Below are 14,508 nucleotides of genomic sequence, written 5' to 3' on the forward strand. Positions count from 1 at the left end.
ACGGCCTGTCAGGACGGGGTCCCGGGCGGGCGGGGTCCGCCGCGGTGGACACCGGCCCCGCCCCGTACCTACCGCACCTACCGCGCGAGCCCCTGGAGGACCGCCGCCCGGCACTGGGCCGGCGTGCCCCAGGCGTCGCGCAGCGGGCGGGCCTTGCGCAGCCACAGCGAGAGGTCGAGCTCCTCGGTGTAGCCGACGGCGCCGTGCAGCTGGAGGGCCGTCATGGCCGCCGCGTACGCCGCCTCGCCCGCGGTCAGCTTCGCCGCCGCGACCTCCTCGGGGGCGAGGGAGAGGGCGGCCGCCCACAGCAGCGGCCGGGCGAACTCCAGGCCGAGCAGGGTGTCGGCGAGCCGGTGCTTGACCGCCTGGAAGCCGCCGATCGCGGTGCCGAACTGAGTGCGCTGCTTGGCGTACTCCACCGTGCGGGCGAGCAGGGCCTCGCCGGTGCCCAGGCACTGGGCCGCCGTCAGCAGCCGTGCCCAGTCTCCGGCGGCGGCGGCCGCCGCGGTGACGTGCGGGCCGGCCGCCAGGAGTTCGCCGCCGCCCTCCGGGAGGCAGAGGCGCCGGGCGGGGTCGGTGGAGGCCAGGAGCGGGCCGGGGCCGGCCAGGCGCAGTTCCCCGGCCGGCGACACGGTGAACAGGTGCGTCGCCGCGTCCGCGTCCAGCGCGTACGGTCCCGCGCCCGGGAGGGTCAGCGTGGCCGAGGTCTCCCCCGCCGCGAGGCCGGGCAGGAACCGCTTGGCGAGGGCCTCGTCCCCGAGCCGTGAGAGGAGGACGGCGGCGGCGGCCGTCTCCACCGCCGGGCCCGGCACTCCGGCGCGGCCCAGCTCCACGAAGCCGAGCGACAGTTCCAGCGGGAGCGGGCCCACCCCGTCGTACGCCTCGTCGACGGCGAGGGCGAACAGGCTGGTCCCGGCGAGCCGTGTCCACAGGGCCCGGCCGGGGGCGTGGTCGCCCGCGCCCCAGGCCCGTACGGCCGCCGGGACGTCCGAGGCGCCGAGCAGGCCGTGCAGGCTGCGGGCGAAGTCCGACTGTTCTTCGGTCGGCAGGAAGCGCATCAGCGGCGGCCCTTCGGGAGGCCGAGCAGCCGCTCGGCGATGATGTCGCGCTGGATCTCGTTGGTCCCCGCGTAGATGGGTCCGGCCAGCGAGAAGACCCAGGGTTCGGCCCACGCGCCGTCGGCGAGCTCCGCGTGCGGGCCGAGCAGGTCCAGGGCGGTCTCGTGCAGGGCGATGTCGTACTGGGACCAGAAGACCTTGTTGAGGCTGGACTCGGCGCCGATGGTCTCTCCGGCGGCGAACCGGGAGGCGTTGGCCCAGGTGAACAGCTGGTAGGCGCGGGCGCCGACCACGGCGTCCGCGACCCGGTCGCCGAGCGCGGTGTCCGCCGGGTCGCCGGTGCTGCGCCAGAGCCCGACGAGGCGGTCGGCGGCGGCGAGGAAGCGGCCGGGGGCGCGCAGGGTGAGCCCGCGCTCGTTGCCGGTGGTCGACATGGCGATCCGCCAGCCCTGGCCGGGCTCGCCGATCACGTCCGCGTCCGGTACGAAGACCTCGTCGAGGAAGAGCTCCGCGAAGGCGGGCTTGCCGTCGAGCCGGCCGATGGGCCGCACGGTGACGCCGGGGGCGCGCAGGTCGAACATCAGGTACGTGAGCCCCTGGTGCGGTTTCGGGGCGTCCGGGTCGGTGCGGAAGATGCCGAAGGCGCGGTCGGCGAAGGCGGCCCGGGAGGACCAGGTCTTCTGTCCGGACAGCAGCCAGCCGCCCTCGGTGCGCACGGCCCGGGACTTCAGGGAGGCGAGGTCGGAGCCGGATTCCGGCTCGGACCAGGCCTGGGCCCAGATCGTCTCCCCGCTCGCCATGGAGGGCAGGACGCGGGCGCGCTGTTCGTCCGTGGCGTGGTCGAAGAGGGTGGGGGCGAGGAGGTTGATGCCGTTCTGGGAGACCCGGCCGGGGGCGCCGGCGGCCCAGTACTCCTCCTCGAAGACCAGCCAGTGCTCGATGCCGGCGCCGCGGCCGCCGTACTCCTCGGGCCAGGAGACCACCGACCAGCGGTGGGCGTGCAGGAGGGCCTCCCAGTCCCGGTGGGCGGCGAATCCCTCCGCGGTTTCCAGGGAGAGCAGGGGGGAGGCGGGGACGTGGGCGGCCAGCCAGGCGCGCGCTTCGGCGCGGAAGGCCTGGACGTCCGGCGCGTGGTTCAGGTCCATCAGCTGTTCGCCTCCTTCATGGCGGCTATGTTCATGCCGCCGAGCGAGTCCGCGGCCGTCTCGGCGTTGTGGGCGTGCGCGAGGTGGTGCAGGCCGAAGACGGAGTCCATGCCCGAGTGCAGGCCCTGGAGGTCCTCGGCCTGGTTGACCGCCCGCTTGGTGAGGGCGAGGCCGAAGCTCGGCATCTCGGCGATCCGCAGGGCGAGGCGGTCGGTCTCCCGCGCCAGTTCGGCCCGTGCGACGACGCGGTTGACCATGCCGATCTCGTACGCGCGCCGGGCGGACATCCGGTCGCCGGTGTACAGGAACTCCTTCGCGATGCGCGGGGGCATCGCCCACGGGTGCGCGAAGTACTCGACGCCCGGGATGCCCATGCGGACGACGGGGTCCGCGAAGAAGGCGTCCTCGCCCGCCACGATGAGGTCGCAGACCCAGGCGAGCATCAGGCCGCCGGCCACGCACGCGCCGTGGACGGAGGCGATGACGGGTTTGGGCAGCTCGCGCCAGCGGCGGCACATGCCGAGGTAGACCTCGGATTCGCGGGCGAAGCGGGATTCGGCGCCGGGGCGCCGCGAGTGGTCCCACCACAGGCCGGCGCGGCGTTCGAAGGGCAGGTGCGCGTCGCGGTCCGGGGTGCCGATGTCGTGGCCCGCCGAGAAGTGCTCGCCGGCGCCGGCCAGGACCACGACCTTGACCTCCGGGTCGTCGGCGGCCCGGTAGAAGGCGTCGTCGAGCGCGTAGGTCATGGCGCTGTTCTGCGCGTTGCGGTAGCGGGGGCGGTTCATGGTCACGTACGCCACCGGGCCGCGGCGCTCGTAGAGCACCGGCGTCTCGGGGTCGGGGGCAGCGGGCATCCGGCTTCCTTCGCTCACGGAGCTTCCGTCCTTCACAAACTTCCCTAACAAGTGTTTGGTAGGTTAACGTACGGCCATGAGCAGCGTCGAGGAGTTCCGCACCGAGGTTCGGAGTTGGCTACGGGCCCACCTCACCGGCGGGTTCGCCGACCTCAAGGGCCGCGGCGGACCCGGCCGCGAGCACGAGGCCTTCGACGAACGCCTCGCCTGGGAGCGGCACATGGCGGCCCACGGCTGGACCTGCGTCGGCTGGCCCGTCGAATACGGCGGCCGCGGCGCGAGCACCGGGCAGCAGATCGCCTTCCACGAGGAGTACGCCCTCGCCGACGCGCCCGCGCGCGTGAACCACATCGGCGAGCAGCTCCTCGGCCCCACCCTCATCGCCCACGGCACCGAGGAGCAGCGGCGGCGCTTCCTGCCGCCCATCCGGGCCGTGGAGGAACTGTGGTGCCAGGGCTACAGCGAGCCCGGCGCCGGCTCCGACCTGGCGGGGGTCCGCACCCGGGCCGCCCTGGTGGACGGCGTGTGGGTGGTGGACGGCCAGAAGATCTGGACCTCGCTGGCCCATCAGTCGCAGTGGTGCTTCGTCCTGGCCCGCACCTCGCCCGGCTCACGGCGCCACGCGGGACTGTCCTACCTCCTGGTCCCGATGGACCAGGAGGGCGTGGAGGTCCGGCCGATCACCCAGCTGACGGGCACCTGCGAGTTCAACGAGGTCTTCTTCGACGGGGCCCGCACCGACGCCGCCCACCTCGTGGGTGCCCCCGGCGAGGGCTGGGCCGTAGCCATGGCCACCCTCGGCTTCGAGCGCGGCGTCTCCACCCTCGGCCAGCAGGTCGGCTTCCGCCGCGAGCTGGAGAACCTGGCCGAACTGGCCCGCGGCAACGGCGCGATGGCCGATCCGCTGATCCGCGACCGGCTCGTCCGGGCCTGGATCGGCCTGGAGACCATGCGCGCCGGCGCCCTGCGGCCCGGCGCGGCCCCGTCGGCCGCCAAGCTGTACTGGGCCCGCTGGCACCGGGACCTGGGCGAACTGGCCATGGACGTGTGCGGCGCCGCCTCGCTCGTCGCCGCCGGCGCGCACGGGGACCCGTACGACCTCGACGACTGGCAGCGGCTCTTCCTCTTCTCCCGCTCCGACACCATCTACGCGGGCTCGGACGAGATCCAGCGCAACATCCTCGCCGAGCGCATCCTCGGCCTTCCCAAGGAGGTACGGGCGTGAACGCACCCGAGTACGTGTCCGGGCACGGGCTGCTGGCGGGCCGGACGGCCGTCATCACCGCCGCCGCCGGAGCCGGCATCGGCGGGGCCACCGCACGGCGGTTCCTGGAGGAGGGCGCCCGCGTGATCGTCAGCGACGCCCACGCCCGGCGCCTGAAGGAGAGCGAGGACGCGCTGGCCGCGGAGTTCGGCGCGGACCGCGTCGCCTCCCTGCCCTGCGACGTCACCGACGAGGAGCAGGTCCAAGCGCTGTTCGCGCTCGCCGAACAGACGCACGGCGGCCTCGACATCGTCGTCAACAACGCGGGCCTCGGCGGGACGGCGAACCTCGTCGACATGACCGACGACCAGTGGTCGCGGGTCCTGGACGTGACCTTGAACGGCACCTTCCGCTGCACCCGCGCCGCGATGCGCTCCCTGCGGGCCGCCGGCACCGGGCGCGGGGTCATCGTCAACAACGCCTCCGTCGTCGGCTGGCGCGCCCAGACCGGGCAGGCCCACTACGCCGCCGCCAAGGCCGGGGTGATGGCGCTGACCCGCTGCGCGGCGCTGGAGGCTGCGGAGTTCGGCGTACGGATCAACGCGGTCGCCCCGAGCCTGGCCATGCACCCGCACCTGGTGAAGGTCACCAGCGAGGAGCTGCTCGCCGAGCTCACCGCCCGGGAGGCCTTCGGGCGGTACGCCGAACCGTGGGAGGTCGCCAACGTCATCGTCTTCCTGGCCAGCGGCTACTCGTCGTACATGACGGGCGAGACCGTGTCGGTCAGCAGTCAGCGCGCCTAGCGGAAGCCGTGCCGACCGGACCCGGCTCCCGCTGGCCCAGAATGGGCGCGTGCCAACGAACAAGCCGACAGCCAAGAAGAAGCCCCAGGTGACGGCGTCGCCCGAACGCCGCCGCGAACTCCTCGACACCGCCGCCGAGGTCTTCGCCGCGCAGGGCTACAACGCCACCACCGTCCGCAAGATCGCCGATGCCGCCGGGATGCTCGCCGGCAGCCTCTACTACCACTTCGATTCCAAGGAATCGATGCTCGACGAGATCCTCTCCGCCTTCCTGAACGAGCTGTGGGAGGGGTACGACACCGTCCTCGCCGCCGGTCTCGGACCCCGGCAGACCATCGAGGCCCTCGTCACCGAATCGTTCCGGGAGATCGACCGGCACCGCGCCGCCGTCGCGATCTACCAGAAGGAATCCCGGCACCTCTCCGCCCAGCCCCGCTTCCACTACCTCTCCGACTCGCAGGTCAAGTTCGAGAAGGCGTGGCTGGGGACGCTGGAGCGCGGGGTCGCCGCCGAGGTCTTCCGCGCCGACCTGGACATTCGCCTCACCTACCGCTTCGTGCGCGACACGGTGTGGGTGGCGGCGTCCTGGTACCGGCCGGGCGGCCAGCACAGTCCCGAGGAGATCGCCCGCCAGTACCTGTCGATGGTGCTGGACGGCATCGCCACACGCACGTAACCCCGCATACCCCTGAGGAGTTCTGATGCCCGAGGCCTACATAGTCGAAGCGGTGCGCACCCCGGTGGGCCGGCGCAAGGGGGGCCTGTCCGAGGTCCACCCGGCCGACCTGGGGGCGCACGTCCTCAAGGCCCTCGTCGAACGGTCCGGGATCGACCCGGCGGCCGTCGAGGACGTGGTGTTCGGCTGCCTCGACACGGTGGGGCCGCAGGCGGGCGACATCGCGCGCACGGCCTGGCTGGCGGCGGGGCTCCCCGAGGAGGTCCCGGGCGTCACCATCGACCGGCAGTGCGGATCGTCGCAGCAGGCGGTGCACTTCGCGGCCCAGGGCGTCATGTCCGGAACGCAGGACCTGGTGGTCGCGGGCGGCACCCAGAACATGTCGATGATCCCGATCGCCTTCGCCTCGCGGCAGGCGGCGGAGCCGCTGGGCTTCACCGAAGGCCCGTACCTGGGGTCGGCGGGGTGGCGGGCACGGTACGGGGACTCCCCGATCAACCAGTTCCACGGCGCCCAGCTGATCGCGGAGAAGTGGGGCATCTCGCGGGAGGACATGGAGCGCTTCGCCCTGCGCTCCCACCAGCGGGCGCTGCGGGCGATCGACGAGGGGCGCTTCGAGCGGGAGATCGTGCCGTACGGCGGGGTATCGGTCGACGAGGGCCCGCGCCGCGACACCACGTTGGAGAGGATGGCGGGTCTGAAGCCGGTCATGGAGGGCGGCACGATCACGGCGGCGGTCTCCTCCCAGGTCTCGGACGGGGCGGCGGCGATGCTGCTGGCCTCCGAGCGGGCGGTACGGGAACACGGCCTGCGCCCGCGCGCCCGCATCCACCACCTGTCGGTCCGCGGCGAGGACCCGATCCGCATGCTGTCCGCGCCGATCCCGGCGACGGCCTACGCCCTGAAGAAGACCGGCATGTCCCTCTCGGACATCGACCTGGTCGAGATCAACGAGGCCTTCGCCCCGGTGGCCCTGGCCTGGCTGAAGGAGACCGGCGCGGACCCGGAGCGGGTCAACGTCAACGGCGGCGCGATCGCCCTGGGCCACCCCCTGGGCGCGACGGGCGTCAAGCTGATGACGACGCTCCTGCACGAACTGGAGCGCACGGGAGGCCGCTTCGGCCTCCAGACCATGTGCGAGGGCGGCGGCCAGGCCAACGTCACCATCATCGAGCGGCTCTAGCCTCCGCCCCGGTCCGCTGACCGGCCGGCGGACCGGTCAGCGGCGGGAGATCCGGGTCAACACGACCGTCTGGATCAGGGCCAGGACCCCGGTCAGCACCTGCCAGGGGACCTCGTCCCCGGCCCGGACACCGCACCACACGATCAGCACCGCCCCACCCGCGAGCACCGTCCGCAGGACGAAGCCGGCCTCGGTACCGTTCGGCACCCCGGACACGAAGGCGAACAGCACCAGCATGACCGGCAGCCAGTGCGACGGGTCGCCGCGCAGCAGCAGGACGGCGGCGAACTCCGCTGCCAGGGCGAGGGAGTTGCGCGCCAGCACCCCGGGGACCGATATCGACATGCGCACATCATGCCGGGGATATCCGCGTGCGCGGCGGCCGGGGCCGCGGCGAGGTGCCGTGCCGGGCGCCGCGACCCGGTGGACCTTTCCGGTCACAGCGCTAAGCTTCGGGCAAGGGCTGGGTCGTAGCGCAGAGGCAGCGCATCCCTTGCTAAGGGAAGGACGCCGGTTCGAATCCGGCCGCCCAGCCCCCCTCTACTTCGCGGCCGTGGCCGTGGTCGCCAGCCACGCCCCGGCCGCCCGGATCACCCCGGCCGCGGCCGGGAGCGGCAGGCCCAGGAAGCCGTGGAAGACCCCGGGCACCAGGTGGACGCCGCAGTCCACGCCCGCCTCCCCCAGCCGGCGCCCGTACGCCAGCCCCTCGTCCCGCAGCACGTCGCAGTCCGCGAGGACGATCAGCGTGCGCGGGAGACCGGACAGGTCGGGGGCGCGGAGCGGGGACACGTGCGGGTGTTCCGGGTCGCCGCCGCCGACGTACTGGTCCCAGTACCAGGCCATGTGGGCCGCCGTGTGGAAGTACCCCTCCCCGAACCCGGCCACCGACGGCGAGTCCATCGACGCGTCCAGCGGCGGGTAGAACAGCAGCTGGCCCGCGATCAGTTCGGGGGCCCGCAGGGCGGTCACGGCCGCCAGGTTGCCCCCGCTGGAGTCCCCCGCGACCACCAGCCTCGCGGGGTCGCAGCCCAGTGCGGCGGCCCGCGCGCGGGCCCACAGGAGCACCGTCAGCGCGTCGTCCGGCGCCGCCGGCCACGGGTGCTCGGGGGCGAGGCGGTAGTCCGCGGAGACCACCACCGCGCCCGAGGCCGCGGCCAGCGCCCGGCACAGCGCGTCGTGGGTGTCCAGGCCGCACATCACCCAGCCCCCGCCGTGGAACCAGGCGACGAGGGGGCGGCCCGCGGCGCCCGGCGCGGGATCGTAGATCCGGACCGGGACGCCGTCCGCGACCGCGTCCCGCACCGAGGCCACCTCCACGCCCGCTGCCCGGCCCGGATCCCGGCCCGCCGCGGCGGCGGCCCGCAGGGCCGCCACGTCGCCCGGCCCGGGGAAGCCTGCCGACATCGCGTCGCACAGCCGGCGGGCCGCCCCGGACAAGGAGCCGCCCATCGTGACGCCCATGGAGTCGCTCATCGCGCCGTCATCCCCCCGTCGACCGTGAACTCCGCCCCCGTGATGTACGAGGACGCGTCCGAGCAGAGGAAGAGGACCAGCTCCCCGACCTCCTCGGGCCGCCCGATCCGCCCCAGCGGCACGTGCGACCAGTCCCGCCCCGCGACCGCCCCGCTGACCATCGGGGTGTCGATCGCCCCCGGATGGACCGAGTTGATCCTGATCCCGTCCCCGGCCAGGTCCAGCGCCGCCGACTTCGTCAGCCCGCGCAGCGCGTACTTGGTCGACCCGTACGCCGCGTGGCCCGGGATGCCCTTGAGTCCGGCGGTGGAGGAGACGTTGACGATCGAGCCGCCCCCGCCGGCGCGCAGCACCGGGGCCAGCGCCTGGATGCCGAGGAAGGGGCCGAGCAGGTTGACCCGCAGCAGGGCCTCGAAGTCCTCGAGGCCCTGGCGCTCCACGTGGGCCGTGCGCCACAGCGCCGCGTTGTTGACGAGCGCCGAGACGGTCCCGAAGGCGCGTACGGCCTCGCGGACCACCTGCGCCCAGCTGTCCGCCTCGGCCACGTCGTGGCGCACGTAGAGCCCCTGGCCGCCCAGCGAGGCGGCGACCTCGCGGCCCTCCTCCTCCCGGACGTCGGTGACGACCACCCGGGCGCCGGCCTCGGCGCACAGCCGGGCCCCGGCGGCGCCCTGGCCGCGGCCTGCGCCGGTGATGACGACGACCTTGCCGTCGAGACGGACGGAGCCTGCGGACACGGTTCAGCCCTCCAGCGCGCGGAAGTGCGGGATGACGTGCTCGCCCCACTGGCGGATGGTCTCCATGCACGCCTCCTGCGGAACGGTGCCCATCTGGATCAGGCACATGACCTCGTCGACGCCGATCTCGCGCAGCCGCTCGACGTAGGCGATGGCGGTCCCGGCGTTTCCGTAGGCATGTTCGGCGTTGTAGGTGCCGGTGTCCACGGGTCGGGCCGGGATGTTCGCCTCGTGCAGTGTGGCGACGAGCTCCTCGCGGCCGCGCTCCAGGGCGGCCACGTGGTCCTCGGCGCTCTCCTCCTCGGAGTAGCCGGTGGGCGCGGGGGCGTTGCCGTACCAGTGCGCGATGGACTCGGCGAAGAAGCGCTGGCCGCGGGTGCCCAGGCGCAGGGCGCGCTCCGCGTCGTCGAGGACGATGGTCGGGCAGAGGGCGGAGAGGTGGTCGTTGACCTCGGTGGAGACGAAGCGGTCGCCGGTGCGGGTGGCGATGGCCTCGTCGTACACCTTGCGCATCGCGCGGACGTCGTCGGCGCCGGCGAAGCCCATCACCAGTGCCCCGATGCCCAGTTCGGCGGCGAGCTTGAGGGTGTCGTGCTTGGAGCAGGCCATGAAGAGCGGCGGGTGGGGGCCCTGGACCGGGCGGGGCAGGATCGCGCCGGGTCCGATGTCGATGGAGCCGTGCCACTCGAACCGCTCCTCGCGCCAGGCCGAGGAGAAGATCCGCAGCGCCTCTTCCATCTGCGGGTAGGTGTCCTCGGGCCGGACCCCGTACATGGACATCTCCTGGCGGGTGGCCCCGCGCCCGGCGCCGATGTCGACGCGGCCCCCGGAGAGCACGTCGAGCATGGCGGCGCGTTCGGCGACGCGCACGGGGTGCTGGTAGCCGAAGGGCATGGTCACGACGCCGTGGCCGATGCGGATCCTCCGGGTGCGGGCGGCGACCCAGGTCAGGAAGATCTCGGAGGCGCTCATGTGGGCGTACTGGGTGAGGGCATGGTGCTCGACGGCCCAGATCCGGTCGAAGCCCATCTCCTCGGCGAACACGGCCTGTTCGACGCAGTCGTGGATGACCTGGCGTTCGCGTTCGGGGGTCGGGTCGACGAGCTGGGCCTCGAAGATCATCGAGAACTTCATGGGGAACCTCCCAGCCGTGCACCGGGCACGGCACGTGAACGATGTATTTCGATTAGGAATACTTCTAGCAGTCATACTTCACCGGGGGAAGAGTCACCGCGAAGACCGGTCGTAGACTGCGCTGCGTGGCGAACCAGGCGGCAGACGAGACGAACAAGCGCACGCTCCCGGCAACCAGCTGGGCTGTGCTCGGGCTGCTCTCCTTCGGAGAGGAGCTCTCCGGCTACGACCTGAAGAAGTGGTCGGACTGGTCGCTGCGCTTCTTCTACTGGAGCCCGTCCTTCAGCCAGATCTACAGCGAGCTCAAGCGGCTGGAGAAGGCCGGCTACGCCTCCTCGCGGATGGTCGCCCAGGAGACCGGCACCCGCGACAAGCGCGTGTACCGGATCACCGGCGAGGGCATGGCGGCCGTACGGGAATGGGCGCGCGAGGCGCCCGTCGACCCGCCGGTGCTCAAGCACGGGCCGATGCTGCGGCTATGGCTGGGCCACCTGCTGGAGCCGGAGCAGATGCGCGAAGTCCTCGTACAGCACCAGGAGTTCGCGGAGAAGATGCGCCGGCGCGCGGTGGCCGACGCGGACGGGGCCAAGGACGAGGCCTCGTGGGCGTACCCGACGCTCACCCTGAAGTGGGCGGAGCGCTACTACGCCTCCGAGCGCGACCTCGCCGCCGCCATGCTCGACGACATCGAGGCGCTGGCGGCGGGCCGGAACCCGGGCGGCGCCGGGACCGGCGGACCGGGCACGGCGGGGAAGCCCGACGGGGCGGGGAAGTCCGGCGCGGCCGGCAAGCGCCCGTAGGCGCGCCGGAAGTAGAGCAGCGGAGCGCCTTCGCGGTGCGCCGCCAGGGCGGTGACCCGGCCGAGCGCGATGGCGTGGTCGCCGCCGTCCAGGACGGCCTCCAGATCGCACGCGACGGAGGCGAGCACCCCGTCCAGGAGGGGCGCGCCGTTGCCGCCCGCGCGCCAGGCGACGCCGGCGAACTTGTCGCCCCCGGTGACGGCGAACCGGCGGCACAGGTCCTGCTGGTCGGCGGCGAGGATGTTGACGGCGAAGGCGCCGGCGGCCTGGATCCTCGGCCAGGTGGTGGACGTACGGGCCGGGCAGAAGCAGACCAGCGGCGGGTCCAGCGAAACGGACGAGAAGGACTGCACGGCCATCCCGACGGGACGGCCGTCGGCTTCGCGTGCCGTGATGACGGCGACCCCGGTGCAGAAGCTGGACAGGACCGACTTCATGTCGGACATGAGAACCTCCCCTGATTATTCCTACTAGGTATATGCCTAACCGAAACACCTGTGATTGGATACCGCCCACGCTCGCTCGTCAAGTAGGGAGGGTCCGATGCCACCACCGCCCCCGCAGCAGCCGCCGTGGCCACAGCAGGCGCAGCCGCAGCCGCCCGCCACGCTCGCCCGGCTCCCCGACCACGCCGCCGCGGCGCACGGGGAGCTCGAGGCGCTCGCCGACGGCGAGGTCCGCTGGACCTTCGCCCGGCTCGCCGCCGAGATCCACCGGGCCGCCCGCGCCGCGATCGCCCACGGCGTCCGGCCCGGCGACCGGGTCGCGATCTGGGCCCCCAACAGCCGCCGGTGGATCACCGCCGCCCTCGGCGCGGTGGGCGTCGGAGCCGTCCTCGTCCCGGTCAACACCCGCTACAAGCCCGCCGAGGCGGCGGACGTCATCCGGCGCAGCGGCGCCCGCGCGCTCTTCACCGAGCGCGGCTTCCTCGGCACCGACTACGCCCGCGCGCTGCACGCCTCCGGCGAGGACCTGGGGGTACTCGCCTCCACCGTGATCCTGCGCGGCGAAGGAGGCGAAGAGGGTGAAGGAGGCGAAGGAGGTGAAGGGGGTGAAGGCCCAGGCGGCGGCGCCGCCACGACCGCCGCCACCCTCGGCTGGGAGGCGTACCTGCGGGCCGGCGAGTCCGTCACCGAGGAGGAGCGGGCCGCGCGCGCGGCCGCCGTACGCCCCGGGGACCTCTGCGACATCCTCTACACCTCCGGCACCACCGGCCGTTCCAAGGGCGTCATGACCACCCACGGCCAGACCGTCCGGCTCTACGCCTCCTGGTCCGGCCTCGTCGGCCTGCGCGCCGGCGACCGGTACCTGCTGGTCAACCCCTTCTTCCACACCTTCGGCTACAAGGCCGGCGTGCTCGCCTGCCTGCTGCGCGGGGCCACCATGCTCCCCGAGGCCGTCTACGACGCCGACCGCGTCCTCGCGCGCATGGCCGCCGAGCGCGTCACCTGCCTGATGGGGCCGCCCACCGTCTTCCACGGCCTGGTCCGCCACCCGCGCCGGACCTCGTACGACCTCTCCGCCCTGCGCCTGGCCGGCACCGGGGCCGCCTCCGTGCCCGCCTCCCTCGTCGAGGAGATCCGCACCGCACTGGGCGCGCCGGAGGTGTTCACCGCGTACGGGCTCACCGAATCCGGCGGGGTCGTCTCCGTCTGCCCCACCGACGCCGACGCCCGGACCCTCGCCCACACCGTCGGACCGCCGCTGCCCGGCACCGAGGTGCGGATCGCCGACCCGCTCGGCGCGGTGCTGGCCGCCGGGGAGCCGGGCGAGGTGCAGGTCCGCGGCTACCACGTCACCCCCGGCTACCTGGACGACCCGGCGGCCACCGCCGAGGTGGTGCTGCCCGGCGGCTGGCTGCGCACCGGGGACATCGGCGTCCTGGACGGGCGCGGCTACCTCGCCATCACCGACCGGCTGAAGGACATGTACGTGGTGGGCGGCTTCAACGCCTACCCCGCGGAGGTGGAGAACGTGCTGCTCACCCATCCCGCCATCACCGACGCCGCGGTCGTCGGGGCCCCCGACGAGCGGCTCGGCGAGGTCGGGGTGGCCTACGTCGTCACCACCGGGCCGGTCACCTCCGACGAGCTGACGGCCTGGTCCCGGGAGCGGCTGGCCAATTTCAAGGTGCCGCGGCGGTTCACCCGCCTGGCCGAGCTCCCGCGGGGCGTGGGCGGCAAGCTGCTGAAGACGGAGCTGCGCCGCGCGGCCCGGGGGGAGTCGGCGTGAGGACACTGGCGCCCACCCCCGAGCAGGCGGAACTGCGGGACGCGGTACGGGCGGTGCTCGCCCGCCACCCCGGCCACGCGGCCTGGGCCCCGCTGACGGCCCAGGTGGGCGCGGCCGCGCTGGCGGTGCCCGAGGAGTACGGCGGCCTGGGCTGCGGGGCCGCCGAAGTCGGGGTGGTCATGGCGGAGCTGGGGCGCGCGCTGAGCCCCGTACCGTATCTGGGCTCGGCGGTGCTGACGGTGGGGGCGCTGCTGGCGGCCGGGGACCGGGAGGCGTGCGCGAGGCATCTGCCCGGGCTGGCGGAGGGGACGGCCGTGGGGGCGCTGGCCTGGGCGGAGGAGGGCGGGCGCCCCGACGGCGGGCCGGAGACGGGATCCGGTCCGGCCCCGGGCGCCCGGCGCGGCAGTTGGGAGGCCGGCGATCTGGCGGCCCGGGCGGAGCCGGCCGGGCCGGACTGGCTGCTCACGGGCGCCAAGCGGTACGTACTGACCGGCCCGAGCGAGCCGTCCCTGCTGCTGGCCTTCGCCACCCTCGCCACCGCGACCGAGCCCGGCACCACCGCTGCCCCCACGCCCGGCACCGGGCCCGGCCAGGGCGGCGGCCGGCTGGGCCTGTTCGAACTCACCGCCCCGCCGACGGCCTTCACCGTACGGTCCACCATGGACCGGACCCGGCCGCTCGCGGAGCTGACCATGGACCGGACCCCGGCCCGGCTGCTCTCGTCCGACGGCGCCGGAGTCCTGGCCCGGGTCCGGGACCTGGCCTGCACCGCGCTCGCCGCCGAGCAGGCGGGGGCGGCGGCGCGGGCGCTGGAGGCGACGGTCCGGTACGCGAAGGACCGGGTGCAGTTCGGACGGCCCATCGGCTCCTTCCAGGCGATCAAGCACCGGCTGGCCGACATGTACACCGCGGTGGAGAGCGCCCGCTCGCTCGCGCTCGCGGCGGCCGCCGCGGACGCGGCCCCGGCGCCGGCCGCCGCGGCCAAGTCGGCCTGTTCGGAGGCCTTCTCGTACGTGGCGGGCGAGATGATCCAGCTGCACGGCGGGATCGGCATCACCTGGGAGCACGAGGCGCACGAGTTCTTCAAGCGCGCGCACGGCTCGGCGCAGCTCTTCGGCTCCCCGGCCGCGCACCGTGAACGGCTGGCGGCCTTGCTCGGCCTGCTGTCGGCACGCTGACGCACACAGCATCTGCTACTCTCACCGCATG

At 73.8% G+C, this 14,508-nt stretch carries 14 protein-coding genes, 1 tRNA gene and 1 pseudogene; 8 read left to right on the top strand and 8 right to left on the bottom strand.

Annotation, left to right across the window (positions count from 1 at the left end):
• Positions 1–77: 77 nt before the first annotated feature.
• The 3 genes from DRB96_RS08805 to DRB96_RS08815 are packed head-to-tail and all read right to left on the bottom strand — an operon-like array spanning position 78 to position 3,057.
• Complete coding sequence (locus tag DRB96_RS08805; protein ID WP_112447917.1) at positions 78–1,058, bottom strand: acyl-CoA dehydrogenase family protein; 981 nt, start codon at positions 1,056–1,058, stop codon at positions 78–80.
• A complete protein-coding gene (locus tag DRB96_RS08810; RefSeq protein ID WP_112447918.1) occupies positions 1,058–2,203 on the bottom strand; it encodes an acyl-CoA dehydrogenase family protein in 1,146 nt (381 codons plus the stop codon). The genes DRB96_RS08805 and DRB96_RS08810 overlap by 1 nt, the downstream gene beginning before the upstream one ends.
• Complete coding sequence (locus DRB96_RS08815; protein WP_112447919.1) at positions 2,203–3,057, bottom strand: enoyl-CoA hydratase; 855 nt, start codon at positions 3,055–3,057, stop codon at positions 2,203–2,205. The genes DRB96_RS08810 and DRB96_RS08815 overlap by 1 nt, the downstream gene beginning before the upstream one ends.
• Positions 3,058–3,133: 76 nt before the next feature.
• Here DRB96_RS08815 and DRB96_RS08820 point away from each other — a divergent pair, with 76 nt between their 5' ends.
• The 4 genes from DRB96_RS08820 to DRB96_RS08835 are packed head-to-tail and all read left to right on the top strand — an operon-like array spanning position 3,134 to position 6,923.
• Positions 3,134–4,282 carry an acyl-CoA dehydrogenase family protein gene (locus DRB96_RS08820; protein ID WP_112447920.1) on the top strand — a complete coding sequence of 383 codons (1,149 nt, stop codon included), beginning with the start codon at positions 3,134–3,136 and terminating at the stop codon, positions 4,280–4,282.
• On the top strand, positions 4,279–5,064 hold the full coding sequence (locus tag DRB96_RS08825; protein ID WP_112447921.1) for an SDR family oxidoreductase: 786 nt from the start codon (positions 4,279–4,281) through the stop codon (positions 5,062–5,064). Before DRB96_RS08820 ends, DRB96_RS08825 begins: the two co-directional genes overlap by 4 nt.
• A gap of 49 nt (positions 5,065–5,113) precedes the next feature.
• Positions 5,114–5,740 carry a TetR/AcrR family transcriptional regulator gene (locus DRB96_RS08830; protein WP_112447922.1) on the top strand — a complete coding sequence of 209 codons (627 nt, stop codon included), beginning with the start codon at positions 5,114–5,116 and terminating at the stop codon, positions 5,738–5,740.
• 25 nt (positions 5,741–5,765) lie between these two features.
• Positions 5,766–6,923, top strand: a complete 1,158-nt coding sequence (locus tag DRB96_RS08835) for an acetyl-CoA C-acetyltransferase (RefSeq protein WP_112447923.1) — start codon at positions 5,766–5,768, stop codon at positions 6,921–6,923.
• Between the two features lie 36 nt (positions 6,924–6,959).
• On the opposite strand, the gene DRB96_RS08840 is transcribed toward DRB96_RS08835, so the two are convergent.
• Positions 6,960–7,268 (bottom strand): hypothetical protein, encoded by a 309-nt coding sequence (locus tag DRB96_RS08840; protein ID WP_112447924.1) that lies wholly within the window; start codon positions 7,266–7,268, stop codon positions 6,960–6,962.
• Between the two features lie 117 nt (positions 7,269–7,385).
• On the opposite strand from DRB96_RS08840, the gene DRB96_RS08845 reads away from it, so the two are divergent.
• A tRNA-Ser gene (locus DRB96_RS08845) sits at positions 7,386–7,458 on the top strand.
• Between the two features lie 5 nt (positions 7,459–7,463).
• Here DRB96_RS08845 and DRB96_RS08850 read toward each other — a convergent pair.
• From DRB96_RS08850 to DRB96_RS08860, 3 genes are read right to left on the bottom strand one after another with little or no spacing between them, the layout of a single operon-like run.
• On the bottom strand, positions 7,464–8,396 hold the full coding sequence (locus tag DRB96_RS08850) for an alpha/beta hydrolase (protein ID WP_239516032.1): 933 nt from the start codon (positions 8,394–8,396) through the stop codon (positions 7,464–7,466).
• Positions 8,393–9,133, bottom strand: a complete 741-nt coding sequence (locus tag DRB96_RS08855; RefSeq protein WP_112447926.1) for a glucose 1-dehydrogenase — start codon at positions 9,131–9,133, stop codon at positions 8,393–8,395. Before DRB96_RS08855 ends, DRB96_RS08850 begins: the two co-directional genes overlap by 4 nt.
• 3 nt (positions 9,134–9,136) lie before the next feature.
• Positions 9,137–10,267 carry an LLM class flavin-dependent oxidoreductase gene (locus DRB96_RS08860; RefSeq protein ID WP_112447927.1) on the bottom strand — a complete coding sequence of 377 codons (1,131 nt, stop codon included), beginning with the start codon at positions 10,265–10,267 and terminating at the stop codon, positions 9,137–9,139.
• Between the two features lie 116 nt (positions 10,268–10,383).
• On the opposite strand from DRB96_RS08860, the gene DRB96_RS08865 reads away from it, so the two are divergent.
• Positions 10,384–11,067 (top strand): PadR family transcriptional regulator, encoded by a 684-nt coding sequence (locus tag DRB96_RS08865; RefSeq protein ID WP_112447928.1) that lies wholly within the window; start codon positions 10,384–10,386, stop codon positions 11,065–11,067.
• 47 nt (positions 11,068–11,114) lie between these two features.
• On the opposite strand, the pseudogene DRB96_RS08870 reads toward DRB96_RS08865, so the two are convergent.
• A pseudogene (locus tag DRB96_RS08870) lies at positions 11,115–11,513 on the bottom strand (flavin reductase family protein); the annotation flags it as partial.
• Positions 11,514–11,610: 97 nt separating this feature from the next.
• Here DRB96_RS08870 and DRB96_RS08875 point away from each other — a divergent pair.
• Complete coding sequence (locus DRB96_RS08875; RefSeq protein ID WP_112447929.1) at positions 11,611–13,299, top strand: AMP-binding protein; 1,689 nt, start codon at positions 11,611–11,613, stop codon at positions 13,297–13,299.
• On the top strand, positions 13,296–14,477 hold the full coding sequence (locus DRB96_RS08880) for an acyl-CoA dehydrogenase family protein (RefSeq protein WP_239517712.1): 1,182 nt from the start codon (positions 13,296–13,298) through the stop codon (positions 14,475–14,477). Before DRB96_RS08875 ends, DRB96_RS08880 begins: the two co-directional genes overlap by 4 nt.
• The last annotated feature ends 31 nt before the right edge of the window (positions 14,478–14,508 follow it).

It is taken from the genome of Streptomyces sp. ICC1, from assembly GCF_003287935.1.
GTDB lineage: Bacteria > Actinomycetota > Actinomycetes > Streptomycetales > Streptomycetaceae > Streptomyces > Streptomyces tritrimontium.

Excerpts from the sequence above, each read along its gene's own strand:
- DRB96_RS08805 (WP_112447917.1), bottom strand. The coding sequence starts at position 1,058 with ATGCGCTTCCTGCCGACCGAAGAACAGTCGGACTTCGCCCGCAGCCTG.
- DRB96_RS08810 (WP_112447918.1), bottom strand. The coding sequence starts at position 2,203 with ATGGACCTGAACCACGCGCCGGACGTCCAGGCCTTCCGCGCCGAAGCG.
- DRB96_RS08815 (WP_112447919.1), bottom strand. The coding sequence starts at position 3,057 with ATGCCCGCTGCCCCCGACCCCGAGACGCCGGTGCTCTACGAGCGCCGC.
- DRB96_RS08820 (WP_112447920.1), top strand. The coding sequence starts at position 3,134 with ATGAGCAGCGTCGAGGAGTTCCGCACCGAGGTTCGGAGTTGGCTACGG.
- DRB96_RS08835 (WP_112447923.1), top strand. The coding sequence starts at position 5,766 with ATGCCCGAGGCCTACATAGTCGAAGCGGTGCGCACCCCGGTGGGCCGG.
- DRB96_RS08840 (WP_112447924.1), bottom strand. The coding sequence starts at position 7,268 with ATGTCGATATCGGTCCCCGGGGTGCTGGCGCGCAACTCCCTCGCCCTG.
- DRB96_RS08850 (WP_239516032.1), bottom strand. The coding sequence starts at position 8,396 with ATGAGCGACTCCATGGGCGTCACGATGGGCGGCTCCTTGTCCGGGGCG.
- DRB96_RS08860 (WP_112447927.1), bottom strand. The coding sequence starts at position 10,267 with ATGAAGTTCTCGATGATCTTCGAGGCCCAGCTCGTCGACCCGACCCCC.
- DRB96_RS08875 (WP_112447929.1), top strand. The coding sequence starts at position 11,611 with ATGCCACCACCGCCCCCGCAGCAGCCGCCGTGGCCACAGCAGGCGCAG.